The sequence below is a fragment of the Bradyrhizobium sp. SMVTL-02 genome (genome assembly GCF_051853005.1).
Taxonomy (GTDB): Bacteria; Pseudomonadota; Alphaproteobacteria; order Rhizobiales; family Xanthobacteraceae; genus Bradyrhizobium.
The window spans coordinates 6,982,450-7,008,573 of record NZ_CP182469.1 but is presented as its reverse complement, the minus strand read 5'-3'; the positions used below and the strand labels follow the sequence as shown (position 1 = coordinate 7,008,573).

The 26,124-nt window shown below is 65.1% G+C and carries 25 protein-coding genes and 1 pseudogene; 10 read left to right on the top strand and 16 right to left on the bottom strand.

Features of this window, described 5'->3' with window-relative positions; translation table 11 throughout:
* Positions 1-83 precede the first annotated feature (83 nt).
* The 11 genes from ACNJYB_RS33500 to ACNJYB_RS33450 all read right to left on the bottom strand — a co-directional run bounded on the left by ACNJYB_RS33500 (position 84) and on the right by ACNJYB_RS33450 (position 9,170).
* On the bottom strand, positions 84-851 hold the full coding sequence (locus tag ACNJYB_RS33500; RefSeq protein ID WP_439370834.1) for a hypothetical protein: 768 nt from the start codon (positions 849-851) through the stop codon (positions 84-86).
* 52 nt (positions 852-903) lie between these two features.
* A complete protein-coding gene (locus ACNJYB_RS33495; RefSeq protein WP_439370833.1) occupies positions 904-1,110 on the bottom strand; it encodes a hypothetical protein in 207 nt (68 codons plus the stop codon).
* Complete coding sequence (locus tag ACNJYB_RS33490; RefSeq protein WP_439370831.1) at positions 1,107-2,036, bottom strand: hypothetical protein; 930 nt, start codon at positions 2,034-2,036, stop codon at positions 1,107-1,109. Before ACNJYB_RS33490 ends, ACNJYB_RS33495 begins: the two co-directional genes overlap by 4 nt.
* 228 nt (positions 2,037-2,264) lie before the next feature.
* Positions 2,265-2,756, bottom strand: a complete 492-nt coding sequence (locus ACNJYB_RS33485; protein WP_439370830.1) for a hypothetical protein — start codon at positions 2,754-2,756, stop codon at positions 2,265-2,267.
* Positions 2,757-3,143: 387 nt separating this feature from the next.
* Positions 3,144-3,500, bottom strand: coding sequence for a hypothetical protein (locus ACNJYB_RS33480; protein ID WP_439370828.1), 357 nt, complete (start codon positions 3,498-3,500; stop codon positions 3,144-3,146).
* The gene (locus tag ACNJYB_RS33475; RefSeq protein WP_439370827.1) at positions 3,500-4,048 is read right to left on the bottom strand and encodes a hypothetical protein; all 549 of its coding nucleotides are present in this window, start codon (positions 4,046-4,048) and stop codon (positions 3,500-3,502) included. The genes ACNJYB_RS33480 and ACNJYB_RS33475 overlap by 1 nt, the downstream gene beginning before the upstream one ends.
* 299 nt (positions 4,049-4,347) lie before the next feature.
* Positions 4,348-6,384, bottom strand: a complete 2,037-nt coding sequence (locus ACNJYB_RS33470) for an AAA family ATPase (protein WP_439370825.1) — start codon at positions 6,382-6,384, stop codon at positions 4,348-4,350.
* On the bottom strand, positions 6,381-6,560 hold the full coding sequence (locus ACNJYB_RS33465) for a hypothetical protein (protein ID WP_439370824.1): 180 nt from the start codon (positions 6,558-6,560) through the stop codon (positions 6,381-6,383). Before ACNJYB_RS33465 ends, ACNJYB_RS33470 begins: the two co-directional genes overlap by 4 nt.
* 61 nt (positions 6,561-6,621) lie before the next feature.
* Complete coding sequence (locus ACNJYB_RS33460; RefSeq protein WP_439370823.1) at positions 6,622-6,888, bottom strand: hypothetical protein; 267 nt, start codon at positions 6,886-6,888, stop codon at positions 6,622-6,624.
* 68 nt (positions 6,889-6,956) lie between these two features.
* On the bottom strand, positions 6,957-7,763 hold the full coding sequence (locus ACNJYB_RS33455; RefSeq protein ID WP_439370822.1) for a hypothetical protein: 807 nt from the start codon (positions 7,761-7,763) through the stop codon (positions 6,957-6,959).
* Positions 7,764-7,919: 156 nt separating this feature from the next.
* Positions 7,920-9,170 carry a tyrosine-type recombinase/integrase gene (locus ACNJYB_RS33450; RefSeq protein WP_439370820.1) on the bottom strand — a complete coding sequence of 417 codons (1,251 nt, stop codon included), beginning with the start codon at positions 9,168-9,170 and terminating at the stop codon, positions 7,920-7,922.
* Positions 9,171-9,447: 277 nt separating this feature from the next.
* Here ACNJYB_RS33450 and ACNJYB_RS33445 point away from each other — a divergent pair, with 277 nt between their 5' ends.
* From ACNJYB_RS33445 to ACNJYB_RS33420, 6 genes are all read left to right on the top strand, one after another.
* Entirely contained in the window at positions 9,448-9,624 is a 177-nt protein-coding gene (locus ACNJYB_RS33445) for a hypothetical protein (RefSeq protein ID WP_439370819.1), read from the top strand.
* 233 nt (positions 9,625-9,857) lie between these two features.
* A complete protein-coding gene (locus tag ACNJYB_RS33440; protein WP_439370817.1) occupies positions 9,858-12,191 on the top strand; it encodes a Tex family protein in 2,334 nt (777 codons plus the stop codon).
* A gap of 255 nt (positions 12,192-12,446) precedes the next feature.
* Positions 12,447-12,941 carry a hypothetical protein gene (locus tag ACNJYB_RS33435; RefSeq protein WP_439370816.1) on the top strand — a complete coding sequence of 165 codons (495 nt, stop codon included), beginning with the start codon at positions 12,447-12,449 and terminating at the stop codon, positions 12,939-12,941.
* 100 nt (positions 12,942-13,041) lie between these two features.
* Positions 13,042-13,734, top strand: a complete 693-nt coding sequence (locus tag ACNJYB_RS33430; RefSeq protein WP_183246543.1) for a response regulator transcription factor — start codon at positions 13,042-13,044, stop codon at positions 13,732-13,734.
* Positions 13,721-14,803: a sensor histidine kinase gene (locus ACNJYB_RS33425; protein WP_439370814.1), complete on the top strand. Its 1,083-nt coding sequence runs from the start codon at positions 13,721-13,723 to the stop codon at positions 14,801-14,803. Before ACNJYB_RS33430 ends, ACNJYB_RS33425 begins: the two co-directional genes overlap by 14 nt.
* 29 nt (positions 14,804-14,832) lie before the next feature.
* The gene (locus ACNJYB_RS33420; protein ID WP_439370813.1) at positions 14,833-16,074 is read left to right on the top strand and encodes an amidohydrolase family protein; all 1,242 of its coding nucleotides are present in this window, start codon (positions 14,833-14,835) and stop codon (positions 16,072-16,074) included.
* 10 nt (positions 16,075-16,084) lie between these two features.
* On the opposite strand, the gene ACNJYB_RS33415 is transcribed toward ACNJYB_RS33420, so the two are convergent.
* Together ACNJYB_RS33415 and ACNJYB_RS33410 are read right to left on the bottom strand one after the other, a co-directional pair.
* The gene (locus ACNJYB_RS33415) at positions 16,085-16,456 is read right to left on the bottom strand and encodes a response regulator transcription factor (protein ID WP_439370811.1); all 372 of its coding nucleotides are present in this window, start codon (positions 16,454-16,456) and stop codon (positions 16,085-16,087) included.
* Positions 16,453-17,319, bottom strand: a complete 867-nt coding sequence (locus ACNJYB_RS33410; RefSeq protein WP_439370810.1) for a S1C family serine protease — start codon at positions 17,317-17,319, stop codon at positions 16,453-16,455. Before ACNJYB_RS33410 ends, ACNJYB_RS33415 begins: the two co-directional genes overlap by 4 nt.
* Positions 17,320-17,509: 190 nt before the next feature.
* Between ACNJYB_RS33410 and ACNJYB_RS33405 the strand changes: the two genes are divergently transcribed.
* The 3 genes and pseudogenes from ACNJYB_RS33405 (at position 17,510) to ACNJYB_RS33395 (ending at position 21,842) form a co-directional block, all read left to right on the top strand.
* Positions 17,510-18,475 carry a VOC family protein gene (locus ACNJYB_RS33405; RefSeq protein WP_439370808.1) on the top strand — a complete coding sequence of 322 codons (966 nt, stop codon included), beginning with the start codon at positions 17,510-17,512 and terminating at the stop codon, positions 18,473-18,475.
* Positions 18,476-18,531: 56 nt separating this feature from the next.
* Positions 18,532-19,407, top strand: a complete 876-nt coding sequence (locus ACNJYB_RS33400; RefSeq protein WP_439370807.1) for a dihydrodipicolinate synthase family protein — start codon at positions 18,532-18,534, stop codon at positions 19,405-19,407.
* A 111-nt stretch (positions 19,408-19,518) separates the two neighbouring features.
* A pseudogene (locus ACNJYB_RS33395) lies at positions 19,519-21,842 on the top strand (xanthine dehydrogenase family protein molybdopterin-binding subunit).
* Between the two features lie 122 nt (positions 21,843-21,964).
* Here ACNJYB_RS33395 and ACNJYB_RS33390 read toward each other — a convergent pair.
* Genes ACNJYB_RS33390 through ACNJYB_RS33380 form a run of 3 tightly spaced genes read right to left on the bottom strand, consistent with a single transcriptional unit; the run spans position 21,965 to position 25,176 of the window.
* Positions 21,965-23,161 (bottom strand): acyl-CoA dehydrogenase family protein, encoded by a 1,197-nt coding sequence (locus tag ACNJYB_RS33390; protein ID WP_439370806.1) that lies wholly within the window; start codon positions 23,159-23,161, stop codon positions 21,965-21,967.
* 15 nt (positions 23,162-23,176) lie between these two features.
* Positions 23,177-24,316: an acyl-CoA dehydrogenase family protein gene (locus tag ACNJYB_RS33385; RefSeq protein WP_439370804.1), complete on the bottom strand. Its 1,140-nt coding sequence runs from the start codon at positions 24,314-24,316 to the stop codon at positions 23,177-23,179.
* 5 nt (positions 24,317-24,321) lie between these two features.
* Positions 24,322-25,176 (bottom strand): enoyl-CoA hydratase, encoded by an 855-nt coding sequence (locus ACNJYB_RS33380; protein ID WP_439370803.1) that lies wholly within the window; start codon positions 25,174-25,176, stop codon positions 24,322-24,324.
* Between the two features lie 176 nt (positions 25,177-25,352).
* Here ACNJYB_RS33380 and ACNJYB_RS33375 point away from each other — a divergent pair, with 176 nt between their 5' ends.
* Positions 25,353-25,961 carry a LemA family protein gene (locus ACNJYB_RS33375; RefSeq protein WP_439370802.1) on the top strand — a complete coding sequence of 203 codons (609 nt, stop codon included), beginning with the start codon at positions 25,353-25,355 and terminating at the stop codon, positions 25,959-25,961.
* Positions 25,962-26,124: the final 163 nt, after the last annotated feature.

Below are 26,124 nucleotides of genomic sequence, written 5' to 3'. Positions count from 1 at the left end.
CGTCGGGGCCTTCAAGATCATCAGGCCGGTTACCTCCGCCGTGCCTTTTCTGATCCAGATGTCGCCGATTACCGCACCCGATCTTATGCAGATGATGGCAGCCGCAGAGCATTGAGGCGATCACATTCCGCGCGAAAACGGCTCGCGGCCAGCTCGGCTTTGCGCCACTCTTTCCGCCGCCGGCGCTCGATCGCTAACGCCTTGTTGGCCTCGAATTCCAGGATGATCCTGTCGATCTCGGCGCCGCTCAGGGTGCGCTTGATGCGCAAAATGGTGGCCAGCACCATCACGAGGTCGCCATACGGCATCAGGAGATCGCGCGCAGCGACATCGCAGTGCGCGAGGAAGCTCTCGATCGCCTCTTCACTCTTGCACATCAGCATCGCCAGCTCGCGCGCCTGCCGCAGATCATCGGCAGGCACAGCAGGCTCACCGTCGAGCAGCATGCGCTCTGCCGCCCGGCCGGCAAGGAATTCGACACACTTGGCGTAGACGCTGGCGAAAACATCGGCCACAGGACGACGATCTTCACCCGCCTGTGGCATCTCTGAAGCAAGCGCCTCGCGAACGTCGGCAGCGTCGCCGTGACCTTCTGCGAACGCTTCTCTATGGCCTACACCCCAACACAGGCCCTCGTACCTACCGGCAGTGTCCGGGCTCACGGTGACGCCGCCAACCTCATGCCCGAGCAGGCGCGCGCAAACCGCATGCCCGGCTTCGTGGGCCGCAATGCGGACATCCTGGTCGAATGTGCGATCGAGCGAGGCAAGTAGTTCCTGGTACTCGTCGATCTCCCCATCGGGGCCGCTGCCGTTGTCGGTCTCGCCTCCGACGCCGACAGCGGCCTCCACCTCGGCGAGAGAGGTCGCGGGCTGCGCGTTACCTTCCTCAACCAGATTTCGTTCAGACATGACCAAACACCCTCAAGTGACGGGCGACCATGCGCGCATAGATCGCAGCGACGTTGCCGTCGCCGGGCTGCGGCATCGCGCGGGCAATCATCTCCGCAACGGCGGCCGGGATGCGATCGCCACCAGCTGTGATGTAGCCGTCGATGCGGGTCACGATCTTGTGGGGCTCCCAGCCGGGAGGGGCGGCTTTCCTGGTCACAGGCGCGGCACCTCGATCTGGAGCGTGCGCGCTTCGGCGCTACGATCGATGACGGTGAAGTTGGCGTCGCGCAGCACCGGATCGACGTGCGACACGGGCTTCGGCTCATCATCGACGGTGTCAAGATCGACGACATCGGGCGCCTTCGGATTGAAGTCACCGCCCCGCGCGCCACGGAGCTGCGCGCGACGCGGATCGGTCACGGCGACCGCCACGCCCAGGCGCAGCGCACGCTGTGCTGTTGCCACGGGCAAGGTGGCGTCCTCCCACTGTCCGGCGAAACGCTTGCGGCCGTCGCCGTCGAGATAGCGGGCGCTGCGCAGCATGAAGACCGTCATCGTGGGCGGCGCCGGCTCGGGCGCAGGGGCCGACCGGCCGTCGGGCTTGGCCGTGGGGATCGGCGCCGCGCCATCACGGATCGCGCCGACCATATTGCGCAATTCCTGCACAACGAACGCGGCGGCGATCTCGACCTGTGCCTGTCCGTTGTGAATGAAAGTCGCGATTTGCGCGGCCTCGAAGTTGTGGTCGATCGCTTCCAATGCACCGGCAAGACTTCGACCGGCATGCAGGTACTCCGGCAGCGCCCGCTCCACGGCATCGAGATCGCGCGCCAGGTTCTTGCTCGCCGCCTTGCGTTCGGCCGTGGCGCGCTCGGCTGCGAGCTTCTGCTCGACCTGACCGAGCTTCGCCTGCACTTCCGCGAGAGCATCGACGTACCCGTCGCGCGCGACAGCGCACGCTGCAACGGCCGTCTCCAGCCTCACGCGGCCCTTGTCGTCCGTGTCGAGATCGGCTTCGAGGTGATGATGCTGGAGCTTGGCTTTGGCGTCACCCAACGCCGCTTCGGCGCTCCTGTGGCGGTTAGTCAAAATATCGGCGCGTCCTCGCAAGTCCGCGAGTTGGGCTTCGAGTTGTTCGGTCATTGTCTTTCGCTTGAAGAATGCCATGTCCGGCACAGTAGGCGATTTCAGGCCGCTCGGGTGCGGCGCACGCCACAATCGGTGCCGTCTACTCCACATCTTCGGTCAGAGCCGGCGTGCTCGCGGTGCCGGCTCGGGCGAGGCGCGGCCGCCGCCTCTGTCGCACAGCGGCATTGCCGAGATCGACGCAGAGATTAGGGCGGCGCCGAGTGAGATTGGTGAGGCGTAGGATTAGCGGTCTCGGTTATCCCTCGCCGGGATGAATGGTCGCTGGTAAAACCAGCTCAAGCTCGACGAGCGCAATTGCCCCCTTGCAGCCTCAACCACGCGGCCCTTGCGATCGAAGATAAAGGTGCGGCCGTAAGCATACAGCATACGTTTTTTGCTCAACTCCTTTCTGACTTTGTAAAGGACGAAAATTGCGCCTGCGCCCAATGCAAGGAACCAACTACCAGGATTAAACAGCACTGCGGCGATTCCGACCCCTCCTATCCCAGCAAAGATCGGAAGGTCGGTATCCTTGTCCTGTCTCTTCAGTGTGTCTTTATGGTCCATCCACTCTATTCGATCTTCGTCGCTTCCTTGCGGGAAAACATGAAGCCCGTCACGCCTCTTGCTGTGCCAGCCTATTTCCCAAAAATCACCTCCGTAATCATAGTATTCGTCAATGGCTTTGCGATCCTGGTCCGAGACCGCCTCTTGTTGAACGACTTCACTGCTCATTCCATTCCTCCTTCGTCGCTAGAGCGCGAACCGCCTAGCCGCTGGTCTACCGCGTCGCCACATCGAGGTTAGATCGGTAATTTCGTTTGATCGAAGCAGTACTCTCTTGCTTTTTCAACCGCACAGATTGTGCATTCCCTATGAGTATCGATTTGATCACGCTTGACGCCATCCGCCGCAACGCCCTGCCCTCCCTGATCCCGCCGCCGCGCCTACAGCTCTCGGTCTGGATAGAGACCAACATCAAGTCGCCCGAAGGCGTCAGCGTCTTGTCCCGGCGCGATCCGGCTTCAACCGTCCAGCGCAGGTCCCCGACGCGATCAGCGGTGTCCGCACATGGGACTACCGCGCGGCTGGCGCGGCCGCCGTCATATGTGGTCCGATCGCTTAGGGCGCGCACGCTAACAATTTGATCGACTGCTGCACCCGACATTTATCTAACCGAGCCTCCGCAGCCTGCCGCGCACGCTGACCACGGCGCTCCTCAAGCTGGCGCATCAGCTCCGGCATGTCCACCAGCCAGAGCCCGCCCACGTTGTAGCCGAGCGGCCGATCGCTGCACTCGGCAGCAACGCACCAGCGCCGGATGGTTTCCGGGTCGGCGCCGGCTATGTCCGCAGCCTTCGACAACGGCACCGCCTCGCAGTCCCGAAACTGCGTGATCCAGTTGCGTTGATCCGGGCGACGACGCAGTTCGGCGGCGATCTGCTCAAGCAGGATAGCGCGTTCGGTGTCGGTGGGCATCAGGTCACCTCATCCGCTTCGGTGTAAGACGGCATGGCTTCATTCATCCTGATCCAAAAGTCGCCGCCGTTGCGAGGCCATTCGGCCGCCGCGCTGACCTCTTCCATCATCTCCTGCCAAATCAGCTCGGCGCGGGCGCTGAGCACGTCGTCGTCAACGGCGCGGAGCGATCGGCCAACTTCGAGATAGGTCACTTGATATTTTTCCAGGAGCGGCGCGAGCTTGAGCGCCATCTCGCGACGGTTGTCGAAAGACTTCTCCGCGCCGATCAGCGCCACCTGTTTCTCGAATTCCAGACGCATGGCATCGAGCGCCGTGGGGCGATCGAAGTCGTACTGGTCGCGGTACTTGCAGGTTTGCTGCCGCATGTGCCGGCGTTGTGACCTCGTGCCCCGGCGTGCGAGAGCATCCACGGCGGTCGAGACCTTCCACAGGGGCCGTCCGCGCTCGACGCGATCGGGCGCAAAGTCGCGCAGCGCCCGCGTCAGGGTCCCGCGATCATGTTCGAGAAGTAGCGCAAGGGCGTTGATCGAAAAGTGCAGTTTCATGAGAATTCAGCCTGTTGTTGTTGCAGCAAGTTCCAAAAATTGCATCGCTAGGGATACCGGGCGCTGCCGCCCGACCCGCATTGGCCGGGCGCCAGGAAGGACCCGTAGCCGTCGGTGGCGTGCCCACTCTCGGGTTGCTCACTCACCACGGCCCCCCTTACGGGGGGACCGAGTGAGACGAGTGAACGCAACCGGAACAGAACACACACTCTCGCGCGAGTGGAGTGAGTGAAGCGAGTGCATCACTCTCGCCACCCGTGTCACTCTCGCGAGAGTGCCAAAAGCGAGTGGAGTGAGCGTCAAGCATCGGCCAGTCTCCATTCCTGATGGTTCCCGGATTTCTCGACGATCAGAAATCCGTTTTCGACCAGACGGCCCAGCGCGGCATGCAGAACATTGTCTTTCAGCCCCGTGATGCCTTTGAGTCGGTTCGAGCCAAGCGGCTTGCCAGCTTTCTGCAAGGCTTCCAGGATGACCTTCTGGTTCTTACCGAGCTTTGCAGCGGGCTCACCGTCGTCCTCGACCGGCTCGTTGCCGAGCACATCGGCATCGTCCCGCAGCGCCAGGATCAGGGTCGATTGCTCGATGATCTCGCCCTGGTCGTCCTGGGTCTCGAACGCGACCTTGCGCGCCTCCAGCTTGACCGTCTTGAACTCCTCGGCGTCCTTCTGCTTGCCCTCGGGCGCCTTGTTGATCACGTCGATCTTGTGATCCTTGCGCGCGATCTTGATCATCGTATCGGCGGCGCCGCGCAGCGCGTTGGAACCGCGCTCGCGCTTATCCTCGTGGACGCCCGAGTGATGGATGATCATGATGTTGGCGCCGGTCGCTTCGCGCAGCTTGTCGGACGCCTGCACATAGGCACCCATGTCGGCCTGCTTGTTCTCGTCGCCAGCGCCGAAGGTGCGGGCCAGGGTGTCAAGCACGATCAGGACGGGCTGCAACTCCTTCTCAAGGATTTTCTTGATCAGCTCGTTGAGGTCGTCGCTGGTCAAGGCAATGGAGTGGTCGATGAGATGGAAGTCCGGATCGGACAGCTCCCGGCCGCGCGTCTTGCGCCAGCCGATGGCGCGGCGCTTCAGACCGAACCCGCCCTCGGCGGCGACATAGATCACAGTGCCTTTCTTAACCTCGTTCCCGTGCCACGCCAGACCCGTCGCGATGCACAGCGACATGTCGAGCGCCACGAACGATTTCATCGACCCGGATTTGCCCCACAGCACCGACAACCCGCCCTCGGTGATGATGTTCGAGATCAGCCACGCGATCGGCGTGGCGGCGCTGCGCTCCATCTCCCGATAGTTCTGGATGTTGATGCGCTGGCGCGGCGCCTCGGACTTCACGTCGAGCGGCGTCGCCCCGGCGATGATGTCCTGCACGTTGCGCCCTTCCGCGATCGCATCGACCGCGTCCCAGCCCTCGGACGCCTCGGGCGGCGGCGTGATGCCGAGCACGGTGCAGCCTAGCGCTTGCAGGCGCGCTGCCACGCTGCGCGCGTAGACGAGCCCTGGCTCATCGGCATCGGGCCAGATGGTCACCCTCTTGCCGGCGAGCGGGCCCCAGTCGGTCTTGTCGATCGGCGCCTTGGCGCCCTGCATCGCGGAGGTCGCCTCGATGCCGAGCTGAGCCAGGGCATCGGCGCAGCCCTCGCCTTCGACGAGCACGATCTCCTTGGCGATAGCGATCTCGGGCAGCCGGTACAGCGGACGCAGATCGGGCGCGCCCATGACCCATTTCTGCACGCCATCGATCCGCTTGAAGCAGTACGGGCGGAACGTCTTGTTCTCGCGCGTGCCGTCCGGCTGATAGCGCACCACCGAGGCGATGATGTTGCCGCGCGTGTCGTAATACTTGTAGGTCGCGACCGGCGGTCCCAGCTCGACCAAGTCCTCGCGCGGCTTGGTGCCGAGCTTTTCCTTGCTCTGCGCGATGCGATCGGCTGCGGTCGGCCGCCAGTTCGGACGCTCGACATCGACGGGATCGCCAAAATATTCCTTGGCGATCTCCTTGAGCGACTGCACGAAGTCGGCGTTGCCGTGATAGCCCATGAACGCGCGATAGAGCGCGATCAGGTCGCCACCCTCGTCGGTCGCATGATCCTTCCACAAGCCGGCATCGGCGCCGGTCAGCTTGATCGACATTGAAGCGCCGGGCGTGCCATACACGTCGCCAACGCGTGCCTCGTTGCGGCTGATGAAGGCGCGGCCGGAGTACAGCCACTCGACGAAGCGGCGCGCGTCGGCGTGCAGGCGCTCGCGGATGTCCTCGGCGTCGATCGAGCCGGTGATCGGCTCGTCCTGGCGCTTGGCGAAGTTGAAGTCGATGATGTTGGTCATGCCCGCGCCTCCCCACCAAACGCGATGCTGGCGAGAGTGCGGGCCGTTTCCGGGGCGAGCGCGAAACGCAGGCGCAACTTGCGCGCTTGCAGCTCGATCGCCTGCGGCTGGGTAGTAGCAATTTTCCTGGCGTCGGCTTGCGCGCACGAGGGCGCACTGGTATCAGTGACAGACATTCCAAATATTCCTTGAGAAGATGATGGAGAGGCGGCCTGTGGCGGGCCGCTTTTTCTGTGACTAGGCGACCCGGTCGGTCACAGCCTGGGCCGCGTTCTCGCGGGCACGGCGCCATGCCGCCGCAGCCTCGCGCGAGATCAGAACGCGCGTGCCAAGTTTGAAAGTCGCGGGCATGATGCCCTGCGCTTTCAGCTTGTAAAACAACTGACGGCTGATGCGATGCCGCGCGCAAAATTCGTCAATGCCGTAAGCGTCGGCGTCATCAGTGTGGGTTGTCTTGCGGCCGGTTACTTCGGGGCGCGCCATTTCCTTGTCCTCCGTGTCCATGTGGCTACGTAGGAGCAAAAGTAGACGGTCCTGGATGATCGGTGACGGGGGGTAATCAATGTCCAATTTTATTGACGAATCTGACGCAGCGTCTTGCCCGATTGCTTCCGTTTTCCGGAATTGCCCCGTCGCCGTTTCTTGGCCTTGTCGACGATGCTCTCGATGCCGTGTGGACCGGGTGATTCACCCTGTATGGCTGTGAGCGTTAGGGTCAAATAGCGAACCAGCGGCCCGGTCGGTTCTCCAACCTTGCTTCTCGAAGAGCTAAGTCGCCCGTGCAGCTGCTTTTTCCAGATGTCTAGAAGCCGATTGATCAATGTCTCGCGTATCCAGCTTTTTCGGCCGACAAAGGGCGTGGACCAAGTCTGATATTGAGTATCCAGCTCCTTGAGCCGTTTCTCGATTTTTTTAAGATCGGAGATAGGCAATCCAACTAGGTCCGATGGGGCTAGCGTCTCCAGTCGCGACAGATTGAACTGCAGGCCGATGAGGCTCCTCCGCGCACTGTAGAGGGCCGTTTTGTACGCTGCAGATCGTCTCCTTTGTTCTCGCTGATATTCGACCGCTGCATACTCGCGGCCGGCTTCCTCGATCTGCCGGCGGACTTCTGGCCAATTAATGTTGCTAGGCCAGTCGTCACGGATTGCTCGAATGGCCTGCCATTGGGTGTCGGAGAAACAAGTAAAAGGCACGACGCCTATCGCGCCAGCGGAATCGACCGCGCCGATGGACGATGCTCCGGGTCGTGGCCGGCGACCGGCGGATGCGTTCTCTCGTTTAAGCATAGCTTGCACCGACACTTCCAAATATGCTGCTTCAAGAACGCAGAGAGCCGCAGCGCGTTGCCACGCGAACCAAGAATCTTCAGTGATCAAGTTGACGCAAGACGACACGCTCCCGGGTCGCCGGCTAGAGGCCGCAACAACTAATGTTTGTCACCAACTATCTGTCTGACGTTGGTGGCCAACTGTTGGATAACAACCGTTACAGGACAACTGTTGCTCGTCCGCTGACGAACAGACTCAGACTGATCAACTCGCCAGCGCTACGATCTTCGCGCCGCTCGGCGGCTCGTCCTGCAGCAGCGCCTTGCGCGTGACGTCGTCGCTGTGCTCGGTAATGTACTTTGAATACGTTCGTTCGATCATGGCGACGCTGGTGTTGTGCAGCGATGCCACCAGCCTGATCGGAAGATTTTGCAACAGCATCCGCACGATGCTGCTGTGCCTCAGCGCATAGATCGTCGCGAGGGCAGGGTCGAGCCCGATTGCGGTGACGATCTTGTCGATCTGGCGATGATACGTCTGGCCGGGATTCTCGCCCCAGGGGCTGCCGTCACTCTGCAACAGCAGCGGTGCGTCGTCGGGGCGGTTCTTAGCCGCTTCCTTCAGCTTCGCCGCCAGTTGCACGGTGATCGGCACTGAGTAGCGCTCGACTTTCTTCTTCGCGCGATTGCGTCCGCCACCCTTGGCCGACTTCGGCATCATCAGCTTCGGCCGCACCGGATGATCGTGCAGGTCCTCGACCCGCAGCCGCACGGCTTGGCTTGGCCGCGCGCCGGTCACCGCCAGTGTCTTGACGAGCAGCCCGAGTTTGTCATCGAGCTCGTAGGCGTGCGCAACGAAATCCCGTACCTTCTGATCAGAGAGAACAACGTTGCGGGCTTCCTGCGCATCGGGCAGACCGGCAAGACCAACGTCCCACGCTCGCTTATTCTGGATACGCTGATCATGCTGGGCAGCCAGCTCCAGCGCAGCGCAGAGGCAGCCGGAGAGCCGGTTGATTGTGGACGGCGCCATTTTGGTCAGCAGGCCGTCGCGCCATTTCTGAAGCTCGGTGGAGGTGAGCAGGGCGACGGGCTTGGCGAGCAGCACCGAGGTCAGATGCACGCGAGGCCATTGTGCGTTGTACGGATTGGAGCTGCGGGCCTTCAAGTCGGCTTCGTAGGCAGTGAGGGCGGCGTCAACCGTGAGCGGCGCCTTATCTCCGGCGTCACTATCGCCGCGCGCCAATCGCTTCGCAGCATCCTGCGCCTGGAAGAACGACAGCACGCTCTTGCCATCGGTTTCAGCGAAGTCGTCGGCGTCGGCGATGCGCTTGGTCCAGTAGGCGCCGTGACCATCGCTCGCCTTCACGACCCACGTGCCATTCGTCCGATTCCGGCGGTACAGCAGAGACACGCCCCGCGCCAACGACGGGCCGGGATACGGCTTACGACGAACGGGCAATTTCAAGCGCGCGCTGCGGCTTTCGAGGGCGCTGTGACGAACCTTGCGTGCCATGTGTGTCCCCGGTTTTGTCCCGATGGTGGGTGTGGAGCAGCAGAGACTGCCGTGGCACAATGTGGCGGGTTCTTTCGAAAGATCAATAACTTGCTCTATCCATGGGGCTCCACAGAAGTCCATGCCGACATTTATTTTCCCCTGCGCAGGGAAGACCGGTTGTTTGGCCTCACCTGTATGCCGCTGTGCACATTCTTTGTACCACCTTCGCACCGTGGACCGTGGGTGCCCGGCCGGCACTCGGTCTTCCCTGCGCCCTCTGACAGAGGAGGGTGTCGTGACCAGGCAAAGCTCGGGCATATTCCGCCGCGAGGACGCGAAGGCGTGTCTGCGCGTTGAATGCCAGCTGAAAGAGCGGCGCGACTGCCTCGTACTCCGTCATTGCGAGCGCAGCGAAGCAATCCAGAGTCTTTCCGCGGTGGGATTCTGGATCGCGTCGCTGCGCTCGCAATGACGATCGTGGCGGCACCGGGCACTGTGCCATACGCTTTCGGCGCTGCGCCGCGTGCGGGACACGAGAGCGCGGCCACAAATCGACGAATGTGGCGAGATCGCATCGATCCAGCAAAAAATCCTCTGTCGACGGTTGCGCGCCGCACCTTGATGAATCAACCTTGGTTGGTCCATAAGCGGCGTCCCGCGGCCGGGTTCGCCCTGCGTCGCGTGTTAGGATAGAGGGGTTCTCGCGTGGCAAATATCAACCAGAAGATTGCGCAGGAGCTTGGGGTCCGGGCGGAGCAGGTCGAGGCGGCGGTGACGCTGCTCGACGGCGGCGCCACGGTTCCCTTCATCGCCCGCTACCGCAAGGAAGCGACCGGTGCGCTCGATGACGCGCAATTGCGCACCCTGGAGGAGCGCCTGGTCTACCTGCGCGAGCTCGAGGATCGCCGCAAGGCCATCCTCGAATCGGTCCGCGAGCAGGGCAAGCTCGACGCCGCGCTGGAAGCCACCATCATGGCCGCGGACAGCAAGGCCCGGCTCGAAGACATCTACCTGCCGTTCAAGCCGAAGCGCCGCACCAAGGCCGAGATCGCCAAGGAAGCCGGCCTCGAGCCGCTCGCCAATCAGCTCCTCGCCGAGCCGGGCAACGATCCGAAGGTCGTGGCGGAAGGCTTCATCAATGCCGAGAAGGGCGTCGCCGATGCCGCCGCCGCGCTCGATGGAGCCCGCGCCATCCTGGTCGAACGCTTCGACGAGGACGCCGACCTGATCGGCGCGTTGCGTGAGGAGATGTGGACCAATGCACGCATGACCTCCAAGGTGCGCGACGGCAAGAAGACCGAGGGCGAAAAGTTCGCCGACTATTTCGATTTCTCCGAGCCGCTGACCAAGCTGCCGTCGCACCGCATTCTCGCGATGTTCCGCGGCGAGAAGGAAGAAATCCTCGACCTGCAGATTCAGCCCGAGGCTGAGGCGCCGCCGCCGGGCGTGCCCAGTGCCTATGAACTCAAGATCATGAAGCGCTTCGGGATCGCCGACCTCAAACGTGCCGGCGACCGCTGGCTGCTCGACACCGTGCGCTGGGCCTGGCGCACCAAGATCCAGGTGCATCTCAACATCGACCTGCGCATGCGGCTGTGGAACTCGGCCGAGACCGAGGCCGTGCGCGTGTTCGCCTCGAACCTGCGCGATCTGCTGTTGGCGGCGCCCGCCGGCACCCGCGTCACCATGGGTCTCGATCCCGGCTACCGCACCGGCGTCAAGGTCGCCGTCGTCGATGCGACCGGCAAGGTGGTCGATACCACCGCGATCTATCCGCACGAGCCGCAGCGGCAATGGAACGAGTCGCTGGCGACGCTCGGCCGGCTCGCGATGAAGCATCGCGTCGAGCTGATCGCGATCGGCAACGGCACCGCCTCGCGCGAGACCGACAAGCTCGCGACCGAGCTGGTCAAGGGGCTCGCCGAGCTGAAGATGAACAAGATCGTGGTGTCGGAAGCCGGCGCGTCGGTCTATTCGGCCTCGGCCTTCGCCTCGGAGGAGTTGCCCGGCCTCGACGTCACGCTGCGCGGCGCGGTCTCGATCGCGCGGCGCCTGCAGGATCCGCTCGCCGAGCTGGTCAAGATCGAGCCGAAGGCGATCGGCGTCGGCCAGTATCAGCACGACCTCGGCCAGGCCAAGCTCGCCAAGTCGCTCGATGCCGTGGTTGAAGATTGCGTGAACGCCGTCGGCGTCGACGTCAACACCGCCTCCGCGCCGCTGCTCGCGCGGGTGTCGGGTGTCGGCTCCGGCCTTGCCCAGAGCATCGTCGCGCATCGCGACGCCAACGGCCCGTTCAAGTCGCGCAAGGCGCTCAAGGACGTGCCGCGGCTCGGGCCGAAGGCGTTCGAGCAGTGCGCCGGCTTCCTGCGCATCCTCGGCGGCGAGGACCCGCTCGATGCCTCCGGCGTGCACCCGGAAGCCTATCCCGTGGTGCGCCGGATTCTCGAAGCAACCAAGAGCGACATCAAGACGCTGATCGGCTCTAGCGAGATCGTGCGCACGCTGAAGCCGAAGGATTTCGTCGACGAGACCTTCGGTCTGCCGACCGTCACCGACATCCTGCGCGAATTGGAAAAGCCCGGCCGCGACCCGCGTCCGGCGTTCAAGGCCGCGGTGTTCAAGGAAGGCGTCGAGGAGATCAAGGATCTCCAGAAGGGCATGATCCTCGAGGGCACCGTGACCAACGTCGCCGCGTTCGGCGCCTTCGTCGACATCGGCGTGCACCAGGACGGCCTCGTCCACATCTCGGCGATGTCGAAGAATTTCATCAAGGATCCGCGCGAGGTGGTGAAGCCCGGCGACATCGTCAAGGTGAAGGTGCTGGACTTCGAGGTCGCCCGCAAGCGCATCTCCCTGACCCTGCGGCTCGACGACGAGGTCGGCGCCAAGAAGGACGCCCCCGGCATGCAGCGGGACAACGGCTCGCGCAACCCGAGCCGCATGACCTCGTCCGCGCCGCGCAAGCAGGAATCTTCCAGCGGCGGCGCGCTTGCCGAAGCCATGCGCCGTGCCGCCGAGAAGAGCGGCAAGCGGGCGTGAGTCTTCAACCTCTCTCCGCTCTTTGCGGGGAGAGGCTAGCTGCTCGACGTATGGAGAACTCTCTCCACGTCGTCATTGCGAGCGCAGCGAAGCAATCCAGTCCGCCGCGAAAACGGTCTGGATTGCTTGAGCTCCGCTTCCTAACTTCCGCGTCAGAATCTGGCGCGTTTGTAAGTTGAAGGTGCCCGTCTCTTCCTCTCATCTCATCGTTCTGACGCGGCGACAATACCGCCGCGCAGCACGGAGGATGCTTCGATGGACAACAGGCTTCTCAAAGGCCTCACTGCGGTGACGGTCGCCGCGGTGATGGCGCTCTCCTCCCCAGTGCTCGCCCGTGGCGGCTTCGGCGGCGGAGGTCACGGCGGCTTCGGCGGTGGTGGCCACTTCGGTGGTGGCGGCATGCATGTCGGCGGTGGCGGCATGGGTGGCGGGGGCATGCGATTTGGCGGCATGGGCGGCGCCCATTTCGGTGGGGCCCGCTTCGTCGGTTCGCCAATGGCCGCTCGCGCCGCCATCGGCCCCCGGTTTGCCGGAGCTCCGCTGGCGACCCGCGCTGCCTTTGGACCGCGGTTTGCCGGCACGGGCTGGCACGGCAGGTCCTTCATCGGCCGCCACGCCTTCTTCCGGCACCACCATCGCTTCTTCTTCGGAGCACCTTTCATCTACGCCGGCTACTATGATGGCTGCTGGCGCAGGAGCTGGACGCCGTGGGGATGGCAATGGGTCAATGTGTGCGGAGACTACTGGTAGTCGCATCGCCGTACCGCACCATTGTCGCGATCGCCGCCGGGCAGTTCCGCTCAGCCCCGGAACGGGATAGTCTGGCGGCGATCGTCGCGCGGAGTTTTGCATGACCGGAGGTCACCGCCGCATCCTGGTCGTCGAGGACGATCCGGAAACCGCAGGCCAGCTCGTCGAGGAGCTGACGACCTCGGGCTACGACGTCGATCTCGCCGCCACCGGCCGCGAGGCCCTCAGCCACGGCGCCGCGCGCGACTATGCCGTGATCACCATCGACCGCATGCTGCCCGACATCGATGGCATCACCGTGATGCGCCAGTTGCGCGACGACGGCATCGCCGCGCCCTTCCTGATCATCTCTGCACTCGGCGAGGTCGACGATCGCGTCCGAGGCCTGCGCGCCGGCGGCGACGACTACCTGGTCAAGCCGTTCTCCTTCGTCGAGCTGCTGGCGCGGCTGGAGGCCCTCGGCCGCCGCAGCGACACCATCGCCAAGGAGACGCTGCTGCGCGTCGGCGACCTCGCCATCGACCTGATCGCACGCAGCGCCAGCCGCCGCGGCCGCAAGATCCCGCTGCTGCCGCGCGAATTCCAGCTGCTCGAATATCTCGTCCGCAACGAGGGCCGCGTCGTCTCCCGCGCCATGCTGCTCCAGCACGTCTGGGACCTGCATTTCGACCCCTCCACCAACATCATCGACGTCTATGTCGGACGCGTTCGCCGCAAGGTCGATGACGCCCAGGCCTATCCGCTGATCCACACCATCCGCGGCATCGGATATTGCCTCCGTGCTCCTGGCTAAGACCCTGCGCTCCTCGACCTTCCGCCTGGCGCTGATGGCGATTGCGGCATTCGGGCTGATCGTCGCGGCGATCATGGCTTACGTCTATGTCGGAACGCTCGCCTATGTGGAGCGCCGGCTCGGCGCTGCCGTCGATCACGATGGCTTCACCGGCATGATCGAGCTCGCGATGGTCGCGGTCGCCGTGCTGCTCCTCGTCCTCGCCGGACTGGCGGCGGTGCTGGTGACACGGCGCACGGTCGGCCGGATCGAGGAGATCAACGCGACCAGCCGTGCCATCATGCAGTCCGGCCTCGACCGGCGCATTCCGCTGCGCGGCAGTCACGACGAGTGGGACCGTGTCGCCGAAAACCTCAACCAGATGCTCGACCGCATCGAGACGCTGATGGGCGAGGTCAAGCAGGTCAGCGACAATGTCGCTCACGATCTGCGCACGCCGCTGACGCGTATGCGCGGCCGGCTGGAGAAGGCCTATCACACCCCGCGCAACAGCGAGGCCGACGCGGCGCTGATCGGCGACACCATCGCCGATCTCGATGCCGTGCTCGGCATGTTCGCCTCCATCACGCGAATCTCGGAGATCGAGACCCGCGCACGCCGGAGCGCCTTTCGCGCGCTGAACCTGACCGAGATCGCCGGCGAGGTCGTCGAGCTCTACGACGCCGCCGCCGAAGAGGTCACAACCCGCCTCGGTCTCGATGGCGACCGCGAGGTGGCGATCACCGGCGACCGCGACCTGCTGTTCGACGCCGTCGCCAATCTCGTCGACAACGCGATCAAGCACGGCCGCAAGGGCGGTCAGGTGACGGTGACCTGCCGCAATGCCAATGGCGGCGCGGTGATCGCGATCGCCGACGATGGACCGGGCATTCCCACCGAGGCGCGCGATCACGTCTTCAAGCGCTTCTACCGGCTCGAGCAGAGCCGCTACACGCCGGGCAACGGCCTCGGGCTCAGCCTCGTCGCCGCCGTGGCGCGCCTTCATGGCGCCGAGATTGCGCTGCATGACAATGCGCCGGGGCTGACCGTGCAGCTCCAGTTTCCGCGTACCGGCCCCCAACTTGCATGATCGCACTGGTATCGAGTGGAAGTCCTGCAATGTCCCGCCTGCCAGACCTCGTCATCACCAACGCCCACACCCGCAGCCGCGAGGTCGTCGACATCGCCATCACCGATGGCGTGATCACCGCAATCGGCGGCCGGCCGGAGACTGGCGCCCAATCCTTCGTCGATGCCAAGGGCGGTCTTGTCACGCCCGCTTTCGTCAATCCGCATCTGCATCTCTGCAAGGTCTGGACCCTGCCGATGATGTCGGAGGCGGCATTGGAGGCCTATCAGGGCGGCGGCATGAGCGAGGCGGCCAAGGCGGTCGAGCTCGCCGCGGTGGTGAAGAACAACTATGACGCGTCCTGGATCGTCCCGAACGCGCGGCGCGCGGTGGCGCTCGCCGCGCTCCACGGCAATCTCCACATTCGCGCCTTTGCCGATGTCGACACCAAGGCGCGGCTCGAAGGGGTCAAGGCATTGCTCGCCATCCGCGAGGAGTTTCGCGGCATCGTCGATGTCCAGGTCGTGGCGTTCCCGCAGGACGGCCTGTTTCGCGAGCCCGGCGCGGCCGACCTGATGCGCAAGGCGATGACGCTCGGGGCCGACGTCGTCGGCGGTATTCCGTGGATCGAGCCCGATGAAGAGGACATGCGCCGCCATGTCGCGTTCTGCTTCGACCTTGCGGCCGAGCACGGAGCCGAAATCTCGATGCTGCTGGATGACGTAGGCGATGCCGATATGCGCACGCTCGACATGATGGCGCGCGCGGTGATCGCCCGCGGTGTTGAGGGCCGGGCGCTCGCGCATCACTGCCGGGCAATGGCGCTCTATCCCGAAAACTATCTGCGGGAGCTGAAGGCCTTGCTCGGAGAGGCCCGCGTCAGCGTCGTCAGCAATCCCCACACCGGTCCGCTGCATGCGCGCGTGAAGGAGCTCGTGGCCGCCGACATCAATGTCTGCCTCGGCCAGGACGACATTTCCGACGCCTACTACCCGCTGGGTCGCAACAACATGCTGGAAGTGGCGTTCCTCGCCTCGCATCTGCTCTGGATGACCGGGGGGAGCGAGTTCGAGACGCTGTATGACATGATCACCACGCGCGCGGCGGCGGCGATCAACCTCGAACGCTACGGTCTCGGGCTCGGCTGTGCGGCCAATCTGGTCGTGCTCGAGCAAGGCGATGTCACCGAGGCGCTGCGTTTCCACAGCCCCCCGCGCGTCGTCATCAGCCACGGCCGCATCGTCGACACCGGCCGCATGCGCCAGCTGGCGCAGATTGCCGCCGGCGATTGATCCACGCGGCTCACAGCTCGATCACGCCGCGGCGCGCCGCATGCGCGACGGCGTCGGTGCGGCCGGTGGCATCCAGCTTGTCGAGCAGCGAGCCGACATGGAATTTCACGGTGTGCACGGAGATGCCGAGCTGGCGCGCGATCATCTTGTTGGACGCGCCCTCGGCCATCAGCGCCAGCACGTCGAGCTCCCGCTGCGTCAAGGCGATGTCCTCGGGCATGCTGCGTGCATCGCGGGCGACGACCGTCGCGGCGGCCCGCTCGCCGGGGGCGGCGAGGCGAATCCCGCCGACATTGCCGAGCAGCGCCGTCAGGCGATCGGCCAGCGCTGGATCGTCGATCTCCAGCGCGAGCACGATCTCGCTGGTCTTGTCCGCGCTCACGCCTCCGGCCTCTCGCCGACCGTGACCTTGAAGCTGACCGGCTCGCCGGCGCGGCGCACCGCGACATCGACCACGGCTCCGACGCTCGTCGGACCCAGCGTCCGCGACAGCGCGCGCACGCCTGACAGTTTCTGGTCGTTGACCGCGACGATCACATCGCCCTGGCGGATGCCTGCCGCGGCCGACGGACCGGCCTTGTCGACATTCATCACCATCGCGCCGATGCCGTCGTCGAGCCGCACCGGCTGGAGCCCGAGGCCGAGATATCCGCGGGCGATGCGGCCGCGCGTCTCGAGTTGCGGAGCGATACGCTCGATCGTCGCGGTCGGAATGACGAGCACCCGCCGCGGCCCGAGCACGGCCATGCCAAAGGCGTCACCCGATGCGTCGAGCGCCAGGCCGCCCTGCTGGCTTTCGCGCAGGCGGACGTCCAGCTCGATCCGGGCATCGATGTCGCCCCCGCGCAGGGAGCGCCAGCTCTTGCCGGACGCCGATACCATTCCGAGCGCGGCGCTCGGCGTCTCGCGATGGGTGGCAACCACGATGGACAAGGCGCCGAGCGGCGGGACTGTGGTTGCGAGCTTGATAGGCGCGATAGCGGCCTCACTGCGCAGCAGCGCGATGTCGGTCGTGTGGTCGCGGCCGGCGATCGTGGCGGCGACCCGGCCGCCATCGGCCAGGCCGATCTCGACATCGCCCTCGTCGGCCAGTGCCTCGTCGGCGGTGACGATCAGGCCGCTCTTCCAGACGAAGCCGGTCGAGCGGGAGCGATGCGAATGCACGGTGACCACGGACGGCGCGGTGCGCGCCACCAATTCCGCGAGCGCGGACGACAGTGAGGACAGGGGACTGAGATCAGTCATGGCGGGCTCCTGTAAGTTGTCCTCAATCTGGGATGCCGCGGGCGATTGCGAAACTGGCCGGGTGGCCAGGAAACAGGCAGGCCCCCGTAGGACCACGGCCGACGAACATGTGATTGGGAGCGCCTCACGGGAACGTGTAGCAATCCCGAAATTGCGCCTATGGCCTCCAGTTTTCAGCGAGCCCCGACTCATGACCATCGACCTCACCCGCCGCACCCTGCTTCACCTCGCCGGTGCTACCTCGCTCGCGATGGCGGCCGCAGCCGCAGCGCGTGCCGAGGGCAACCCGCAGGGCGTCGGACCGACCTATGCCAGCCGCACGCCGATGCGAGTCGGCATGGTGACGCTGCGGGTCAAGAATCTGGATACGGTTGCCGACTACTACCGCGACGTGATCGGACTCACCGTGATGGAGCGCTCGTCGGCCGCCGCGAAACTCGGCACGGGCGGCATCCCGCTGCTGGTGCTGGAAGCCCGTCCCGATGCCGCGATTGAATCGCGCAGCGCCGCCGGCCTCTACCACACCGCCTTCCTGATGCCGACCCGCAAGGACATCGCGCGCTGGCTGGTCCACGCCGCCTCGCACCGGGTGAAGCTGTCGGGCTTTGCCGATCACCTCGTCAGCGAATCCGTCTATCTCGACGATCCCGAAGGCAACGGCATCGAGGTCTATGCCGACCGCGATCCTTCGCAATGGCAGTGGAGCGAGGGCAGCGTGAAAATGGCGACCGACGAGCTCAACATCCCCGACCTCTTGTCGCTGACAAATACGCGCGTGCCTGATTATGCCAAGGCGCCGGACGGAATGCGCGTCGGACACATGCATTTGCGGGTCGGCGATCTCGCGCAGGCCGAGAGCTTCTATCACGGCGCGATCGGTCTCGACCCGACCCGCAAGCGCAACGGCGCGGCCTTCCTGTCGTCGGGCCGCTATCACCATCACCTCGGCATGAATGTCTGGCAGAGCGAGGGCGCCGGCCAGCGCGACGATTCGACGACCGGCCTCGCCTGGTTCTCGCTGGTGATGGCGAAGCAGGAACTGCTCGCCGCTCAGGAAGAGCGTCTGCGCAAGCGCGGCGTGAAAGTCACGGCGCTCGCGGACGGCGTGGAGGCGATCGATCCCTGGGGCACGCGGGTACGCTTGCTCAAGGTTTGATCGCCCGGGCGGGCATTGCTAATAGCTCTGGGGTGCCAGCTTCCGGAGCCCCCGACATGTCCGAATTCCACGGCGTCTTTCCCTACCTCGTATCTCCCGTTGATGCCCACGGCACGGTGCGGACGAGCGTGCTCGCAAAGCTCTGTGACGACCTGATCGGCGCCGGCGTACATGGATTGACCCCGCTGGGCTCGACCGGCGAGTTCGCCTATCTCAATGCCGCGCAGCGCCGGACGGTCGTGCAGACCACGATCGAAGCCGCGAAGGGCCGTGTGCCGGTCGTGGCCGGCGTCGCCTCCACCGCGACCGCGGATGCGGTGGCGCAGGCGAAGGCCTATCAGAGGCTCGGCGCCGACGGCATCCTCGCGATCCTGGAGGCGTATTTCCCGCTCGCCGATGCCCAGGTCGAATCCTATTTCCGCGCCATCGCGGATGCCGTGGACATTCCCGTCGTCATCTATACCAATCCGCAATTCCAGCGCTCCGATCTCACCCTCGACGTGATCGCGCGCCTCGCCGAGCATCCGCGCATCGGCTACATCAAGGACGCCTCGACCAACACCGGCCGGCTGCTCTCGATCATGAACCGCTGTGGCGATGGCTTGCGCGTGTTCTCGGCCTCCGCCCATATCCCGGCCGCGGTGATGCTGATCGGCGGGCTCGGCTGGATGGCGGGCCCGGCCTGCATCATCCCGCGCCAGAGCGTTAGGCTCTACGACCTCTGCAAAGCCGGCCGCTGGGACGAGGCCATGACGCTCCAGTGCCGGCTGTGGCGCATCAACGAGGCCTTCGCCCGCTTCAACCTCGCCGCCTGCATCAAGGCGGGCCTGTCGACCCAGGGCTACGACGTCGGCGATCCCGTCCCGCCACAGGCCGCGCTGACGGCCGAAGCGCGCAAGGTCGTGGAGGCGGCGCTGAGAGAGCTGGCGTGATTGACATGCCGAATCCTTGGATATCCCGCCCAAAACCGCGGCTGGCATGCTCCTGATCGATCCGCTAAAAGGCAGCCCGCAATTTCGAAAAGACCCTGAGGACCCCACGGAATGAACATTCTTCCCGGCAATTTGCGTTTCGGAGCGGGCCAGCCCGTCAAGCGTTTGGAAGACCAGCGGCTGCTGACCGGGAAGGGACAATTCATCGACGACAAGGCGGAGGACGGCGCGCTGTGGTTGTACGTGCTTCGCTCGCCGCATGCGCATGCGAAGATCGTCTCGATTGACACCAGCTCTGCGGCCGCGATGCCCGGCGTGACCGCGGTCTACACCGGTGCCGACCTCGTCAGGGACGACATCGGCGCCATCCCGACCTTGAGCATCTTCAAGCGCCCCGACGGCAAGCCGATGACGGTGCCGCCGCGCCGCCTGCTCGCCCATGAGATCGTGCGCTACGCCGGCGAAGCGGTGGCGGCCGTGGTGGCTGCCTCCCGCGCGGAAGCGCAGAGCGCGGCCGAGGCGATCGTGATCGAATACGACGTGCAGCCCGCAGTGGTGGATCCCGTCGAGGCCGTAAAACCCGGCGCACCTGTGGTGTGGCCCGAGGCGCCCGACAACATCGTCGGCGCGATGTCATACGGCGATGCCGCCAAAGTCGACGAGGCATTCGCCAAAGCCGCGCACACGGTCGAGCTCGATCTCGTGAGCCAGCGCCTCGTGCCCTCCGCGATGGAGCCGCGCTCGACCATCGCCGAGATCGACAAGAAGACCGGCCGACTGCTGCTGCATGTGCAATCGCAGACTCCGGCCTCGACCCGCGACGTGCTGGCGGAAGCCGTGCTCAAGCGTCCCAAGGACAGCGTGCGGGTGCTGGTCGGCGACATCGGCGGCGGCTTTGGCCAGAAGACCAACCTGTATCCCGAGGACGGCATCGTCGCCTACGCCGCGACCAAGCTGAACAGGAAGATCCGCTGGCGCGGCGACCGCACCGACGAGTTCCTCGGGGGCACCCATGGCCGCGATCTGACCTCGACCGCCTCGTTCGCACTCGACGACAAGGGCAAGGTGCTGGCCTATCGCGTCAAGTCGATCGGCTGCACCGGCGCGTACTCGTCGGGTGCGGCCAACATCATCCCGCTGGTGCTCGGGCCGTTCGTGCAGACCGGCGTCTACGACCTGCCGCTGGTGCATTTCGAGGTGCAGTCGGTGATGACCCACACCGCGCCCGTCGGCGCCTATCGCGGCGCTGGCCGGCCCGAGGCGGTCTTCATCGTCGAGCGCCTGTTCGACGCCGCCGCGCGAAAATCGGCATGGATCCGCGTGCGATCCGGAAAGCCAACTACATCAAGCCGGCGCAGCTGCCCTACACCAACGCGGCGGGGCAGGTTTACGATTCCGGCGCCTTCGCCCACATGCTCGACCGGGCCGTGAAGCTCGCTGACTGGGACGGCTTTGCGGCGCGCAAGAAGGCCGCCAAGAAGAAGGGCCTGCTCTACGGCCGCGGGCTCACCTCCTATATCGAGTGGACCGGCGGCCGCGCCCACACCGAGAAGGTCAGCCTGCACGCGACCTCGCAGGGCCGCGTCGTGCTGCATTCCGGCACCATGGCGATGGGGCAGGGGCTGCAGACCACCTACACCCAGATGATCTCCGACTCGCTCGGCATTCCCCTCGACAAGATCGACGTCGTCCAGGGCGACACCGATCTCGCCATGGGTTTTGGCAGCGTGGGCTCGCGCTCGCTGTTCGTCGGCGGCACTGCCGTTGCGGTCTCCTCCAGCGATCTGATCCAGAAGGCGCGCGAGAAGGCGGCCAACGTGCTGGAGACCTCGGTCGAGGACATCGAGTACCAGGGCGGCATGCTCACCGTGGTCGGCACCGACCGCCGCATCAGCCTGTTCGACCTCGCCGAGAAGGAGAGCGGCGCCAAGCTCAGCGTCGATTCCGAGGGCGAGGTCGACGGGCCGAGTTGGCCGAACGGCACGCATATCTGCGAGGTCGAGATCGACCCGGAGACCGGCGTGTCCAAGGTCGTGCGCTACACCACGGTCGACGACGTCGGCGTCGCCGTCAACCCCATGCTGGTGACTGGCCAGATCCATGGCGGGGTCGCGCAAGGAATCGGCCAGGCGCTGTATGAAGGCGTCTCCTACGATGCCGGCGGCCAGCTCCTCACCGCCAGCTACCAGGACTACTGCATCCCGCGCGCCGACGACGTTCCGCCGATCGTGGTGACGCTCGACGATTCCGCGCCCTGCCGCACCAATCCGCTCGGCGCCAAGGGCTGTGGCGAATCCGGCGCCATCGGCGGCCCTCCTTGCGTCACCAACGGGGTGATGGACGCGCTTGCCGAGCTGGGCATCACCCAGCTGAATACGCCGCTGACACCGCAGAAGATCTGGCAGGCGATCCGGGACGCGAAGGCGGCGGGTTAACACCACCACGTGCACCGTCGTTGCGAGCGCAGCGAAGCAATCCCAGATTCCGTCCGCGGAAAGATTCCGGATTGCTTCGTCGCAAGGGCTCCTCGCAATGACGGTGGGGAGAGTCGTCGCCCTCAAATCCCCAGCATCATCTTCGCGATGATGTCGCGCTGGATCTCCGAGGTGCCGCCGAAGATGGTATAGGCTCGCCCGTTGAGATATTCCGGCACCACCGTCAGCATGTCCTCAGGCGTCGCCGGCTCGTGATTGAGCTTGTAGAGCGGGCGCATCGGCTCGACGGCAAGGGCGTCGTGGCCGATCACGTCGACCCCCAACCGCGTCACGGCCTGGCGGATCTCGCTGTTGCGCAGCTTCAGGATCGACGACACCGCACCGGGATTTTGCCCGGTCTGCAGCGCCGAAAGCACGCGCAGCTCGGTCATCTCCAGCGCGTCGATGTCGACTTCAACTTCCGAGATGCGGGTGGCGATGTCAGGGCTGTCGATCGCGCGCCCGGTCAAATCGGATGCAGCAAGATCGGCGATCGCCTTCAGCCCCTCGCGCAGCTTTGCCGAGGCAATGCCGGAGCCGCGTTCGAACTCCAGTAGATATTTGCCGTAGGTCCAGCCCTTGCCTTCCTCGCCGACGCGGTTGGCCACGGGCACGCGGACGTCGTCGAAGAACACCTGGTTGACCTCGTGGTCGCCGCCGATGGTGAGGATGGGTCGCGTGGTGATGCCCGGCGTCTTCATGTCGATCAGGATGAAGCTGATGCCGTCCTGCTGCCGCGGCCCGTCGCTGGTGCGCACCAGCGCGAACATGCGGTTGGCATGATGGGCATGCGTGGTCCAGATCTTGGTGCCGTTGATGACGTAGTCGTCGCCGTCGCGCACCGCGCGCGTCTTCAGCGAGGAGAGGTCGGAGCCCGAGCCCGGCTCTGAGTAACCTTGGCACCAATAGTCTTCACCCGAAAGAATTCGCGGCAGGTAGAAATTCTTCTGCTCGGGAGTGCCGAAGCCGATGATGACGGGCCCGACCATCTTCACGCCCATCACGTTGACATTGGGCACGCCGGCGCGTGCGCACTCGGTCTCGAAAATCCAGCGCTGCGCCGGCGTCCAGTCGGGACCGCCATATTCGACCGGCCAGCCCGGCGCGCCCCAGCCTTGCCTGTGCAGCGCGCGCTGCCAGGCCATGCCGATGTCGGGGTCGGAGAACACCGACGGCGTCAACGCGGCGGCGCGCTTCATCTCGTCCGTGAGATTGCTGGCGATGAAGCCGCGCACCTCGCTCTGGAAGGCGCGCTCCTCGGCATTGAACGTGAGGTCCATGAGGCTCTCCCAGTGTCAGGCCGAGCGGCCGAGCTGCGCGTGGCGGGCATAGTGATGCGCGCTGCCGCCGAACAGCGTGTCGAAGGCGACAAGCCGCTTGAAATAGGCGCCGACCTCGAGCTCCTCGGTCACGCCCATGCCGCCATGAAGCTGGATCGACTGCTCGCCGACGAAACGCGCGCATTTGCCGATCTTCGCCTTCGCACCCGAGGCGGCGCGCGCGCGCTCGACCGGCGCCGTATCCACCTTCAACGCAGCCCGCAGCGCCATCGAGCGCGACTCGTCGACCTGCATCGCCATGTCGGCGAGGCGATGACGGATCACCTGGTTGGCCGAGAGCGGCCGGCCGAATTGTTTGCGGATCTTGGTGTATTCCAGCGTGGTATCAAGCAGCGTCTGCATGATGCCGACGGCTTCCGCACCAAGCGCCGCCATGGCGCGGTCGACGGCCCATTCGATCGCGGGCAGCGCGCCGTGTCCATCGCCGAGCAGGGCGTCTTCGCTCAGATGCACGTCAGATAGTTCGATGTTGCAGGCGTGCCCGCCGCCAAGGCGGGGATAGTCGCTGATGACGAGGCCAGGTGCGGTCGCCGGCACCAGGAAGAGCCCGATTCGCCCCGAGGGCCCGTGATGATCATGGATGAGCGCAGAGACGATGATCTCGTCGGCGGCGTGCCCGTCGAGCACGGCTATCTTGTGCCCGGCAAGGCGCCAGCCTTGCGCCGTCTTGTTGGCGGTGGTCGCAACCCTGGCGAGATCGAACCGCGCGGCGCGCTCGGAATGCGCGACGGCGAGCTTCAGTGAGCCGTCCGCAACCTTCGGCAGGAATCCCTGCTTCTGGGCTGCACTGCCGCATCGGTCGATCAGCGCCGCGCCCAGCACCACTGTTGCGACATAGGGCTCCGATACCAGCCCGCGCCCGAAGGCCTCCATCAAAATGCCGATCTCGACCGCGCCGCCGCCGAGCCCACCGAACTCTTCGGCGATCGGCAGCGCCAGCCAGCCGAGCTCGGCGAACTGCTTCCAGACATCAGGGCTGTAGCCGAGCGGATCGTTCGCCATCTTGCGGCGGTGGTCGGCATCGTAGCTTTCGGCCACGAAGCGCTCCGCGCTTTCGCGCAACAGCCGCTGCTCGTCACTGAGGGTCAGGTCCATCGAAATTACTCCGCGGCCGCCGGCGGCTTGCGCACCGAGGGATGCAGGCCGGATGGGTCGACGATCATGCCGAACTCCTGCAGATTATGAGCGTGACAGAGCTGATGCAGCGCAAAGGCCTGATCGATCGCGGCGGGCTGGCCCATGACGTCGACCGAGCGGTTCACGGCTTCCTTGGTCAGCTTCAGCGCGAAGGACGGCTTTGCCGCGATCCGGCGCGCCAGCTCCAGCACGCGCGCCGACAATTCCGCGCGCGGCACGACCTGGTTGACCATGCCGAGCTGGTGCGCCACCTCGGCGCTCCAGCTGTCGGCGGTGAACAAAAACTCCTTGGCCTTGCGCGGCCCGAGCTCCCAGGGATGCACGAACCATTCGACGCCGCAGACGCCCATGGTGACGACGGGATCGCAGAACTGCGCATCGTCGCTGGCGACGATGAGGTCGCAGGCCCAGGCCAGCATCAGGCCCCCGGCGATGCACTTGCCGTGCACCTCCGCGATGGTCGGTTTTGCCAGATTGCGCCAGCGCCGCGTGATCTGGAGGTAGATCTCCTGCTCGCGCGCGAAGCGGCCGTGGGCATTGGGTTCGGCGAAGCCGCCCCAATTTCCGATCGGCGGGAAATCGACGCCGGCGGCGTTCTTGCCGCCGGGACGCAGATCGTGGCCGGACGAGAAGTGCGGGCCGCTGCCGGCGAGAATGATGACCTTGACCGCATCGTCCTGCACCGCCGCATCGAAGGCGGCGTTGAGGTCGTAGGTCATTTGCAGGTTCTGCGCGTTGCGCGCCTCGGGCCGGTTCATCACGATCCGGGTGATCGCCGGCTCCGGCCGCTCCACGAGGATGGTCTCGAACGAGCTCATGGCGTTCCCCTTGGCGTTCCCTGGCGTTGATGGTCTTGTTGTGCCCGAGTTGACAATGTCGGCCGCTGATAGGCAAGAGGCTTGCGTCAGTCGGCCGCTTTTCGCGTTTGCAAGAGGTCTGGCGTCCCGCGCGCTCAATCTGGTAATTTGCGCCAGATTCCACCGGGAGAAATTTAATGCGCAAGATCCTCACCGTGCTGGCGGCGCTGGCCTCGCTGAGCCTCACCAATTGCGGCTACAACGCGATCCAGAGCGAGGACGAGCAGATCAAGGCCAACTGGTCCGAGGTCGTGAACCAGTATCAGCGCCGCGCCGACCTCGTGCCCAATCTCGTCAACTCGGTGAAGGGCTTTGCGCAGCAGGAGAAGGACGTACTGCTCGGGGTCACCAATGCCCGAGCCAAGGTCGGCAGCATCCAGGCAACGCCGGAGGTGCTGAACGACCCCGCAGCCTTCCAGAAATTCCAGGCCGCGCAAGGCGAGCTCTCCACCGCGCTCTCGCGCCTCCTGGTCGTCACCGAGAACTACCCGCAGCTGAAATCGGACGCGCTGTTCAAGGATCTGATGTCGCAGCTTGAGGGTACCGAGAACCGGATCACGGTGGCGCGCAACCGCTACATCAAGGCGGTGCAGGACTATAACGTCACCATCCGCTCGTTTCCGACCAATTTGACTGCGATGGCGTTCGGCTACAAGGAGAAGCCGAACTTCACGGTCGAGAACGAGAAGGAGATCTCGACCGCGCCGAAGGTGGATTTCAACCCGGCTCCCGCGCCGTCGAAGTAGCTGCGTTCGGCACAAATGCGCGCCACACCCACCGCCGTCATTCCCCGCGAAGGCGGGGAATCCAGTACGCCGCGGCTTCTCTGTAGTCCGCTGGCATCTCTGGAATACTGGATCGCCCGGTCCCGGCTCCGCCAAGGGCTTCGCCGGGCACTTGGGTATTGGG

What these genes read in the sequence shown, in the direction of transcription:
- ACNJYB_RS33450 (WP_439370820.1), bottom strand. Translation starts at nt 9,170, where the DNA reads ATGGCACGCAAGGTTCGTCACAGCGCCCTCGAAAGCCGCAGCGCGCGC.
- ACNJYB_RS33460 (WP_439370823.1), bottom strand. Translation starts at nt 6,888, where the DNA reads ATGGACACGGAGGACAAGGAAATGGCGCGCCCCGAAGTAACCGGCCGC.
- ACNJYB_RS33485 (WP_439370830.1), bottom strand. Translation starts at nt 2,756, where the DNA reads ATGAGCAGTGAAGTCGTTCAACAAGAGGCGGTCTCGGACCAGGATCGC.
- ACNJYB_RS33375 (WP_439370802.1), top strand. Translation starts at nt 25,353, where the DNA reads ATGCGCAAGATCCTCACCGTGCTGGCGGCGCTGGCCTCGCTGAGCCTC.
- ACNJYB_RS33430 (WP_183246543.1), top strand. Translation starts at nt 13,042, where the DNA reads ATGACCGGAGGTCACCGCCGCATCCTGGTCGTCGAGGACGATCCGGAA.
- ACNJYB_RS33380 (WP_439370803.1), bottom strand. Translation starts at nt 25,176, where the DNA reads ATGAGCTCGTTCGAGACCATCCTCGTGGAGCGGCCGGAGCCGGCGATC.
- ACNJYB_RS33420 (WP_439370813.1), top strand. Translation starts at nt 14,833, where the DNA reads ATGTCCCGCCTGCCAGACCTCGTCATCACCAACGCCCACACCCGCAGC.
- ACNJYB_RS33410 (WP_439370810.1), bottom strand. Translation starts at nt 17,319, where the DNA reads ATGACTGATCTCAGTCCCCTGTCCTCACTGTCGTCCGCGCTCGCGGAA.
- ACNJYB_RS33490 (WP_439370831.1), bottom strand. Translation starts at nt 2,036, where the DNA reads ATGACCGAACAACTCGAAGCCCAACTCGCGGACTTGCGAGGACGCGCC.
- ACNJYB_RS33405 (WP_439370808.1), top strand. Translation starts at nt 17,510, where the DNA reads ATGACCATCGACCTCACCCGCCGCACCCTGCTTCACCTCGCCGGTGCT.
- ACNJYB_RS33465 (WP_439370824.1), bottom strand. Translation starts at nt 6,560, where the DNA reads ATGTCTGTCACTGATACCAGTGCGCCCTCGTGCGCGCAAGCCGACGCC.
- ACNJYB_RS33470 (WP_439370825.1), bottom strand. Translation starts at nt 6,384, where the DNA reads ATGACCAACATCATCGACTTCAACTTCGCCAAGCGCCAGGACGAGCCG.
- ACNJYB_RS33475 (WP_439370827.1), bottom strand. Translation starts at nt 4,048, where the DNA reads ATGAAACTGCACTTTTCGATCAACGCCCTTGCGCTACTTCTCGAACAT.
- ACNJYB_RS33400 (WP_439370807.1), top strand. Translation starts at nt 18,532, where the DNA reads ATGTCCGAATTCCACGGCGTCTTTCCCTACCTCGTATCTCCCGTTGAT.
- ACNJYB_RS33480 (WP_439370828.1), bottom strand. Translation starts at nt 3,500, where the DNA reads ATGCCCACCGACACCGAACGCGCTATCCTGCTTGAGCAGATCGCCGCC.
- ACNJYB_RS33385 (WP_439370804.1), bottom strand. Translation starts at nt 24,316, where the DNA reads ATGGACCTGACCCTCAGTGACGAGCAGCGGCTGTTGCGCGAAAGCGCG.
- ACNJYB_RS33435 (WP_439370816.1), top strand. Translation starts at nt 12,447, where the DNA reads ATGGACAACAGGCTTCTCAAAGGCCTCACTGCGGTGACGGTCGCCGCG.
- ACNJYB_RS33390 (WP_439370806.1), bottom strand. Translation starts at nt 23,161, where the DNA reads ATGGACCTCACGTTCAATGCCGAGGAGCGCGCCTTCCAGAGCGAGGTG.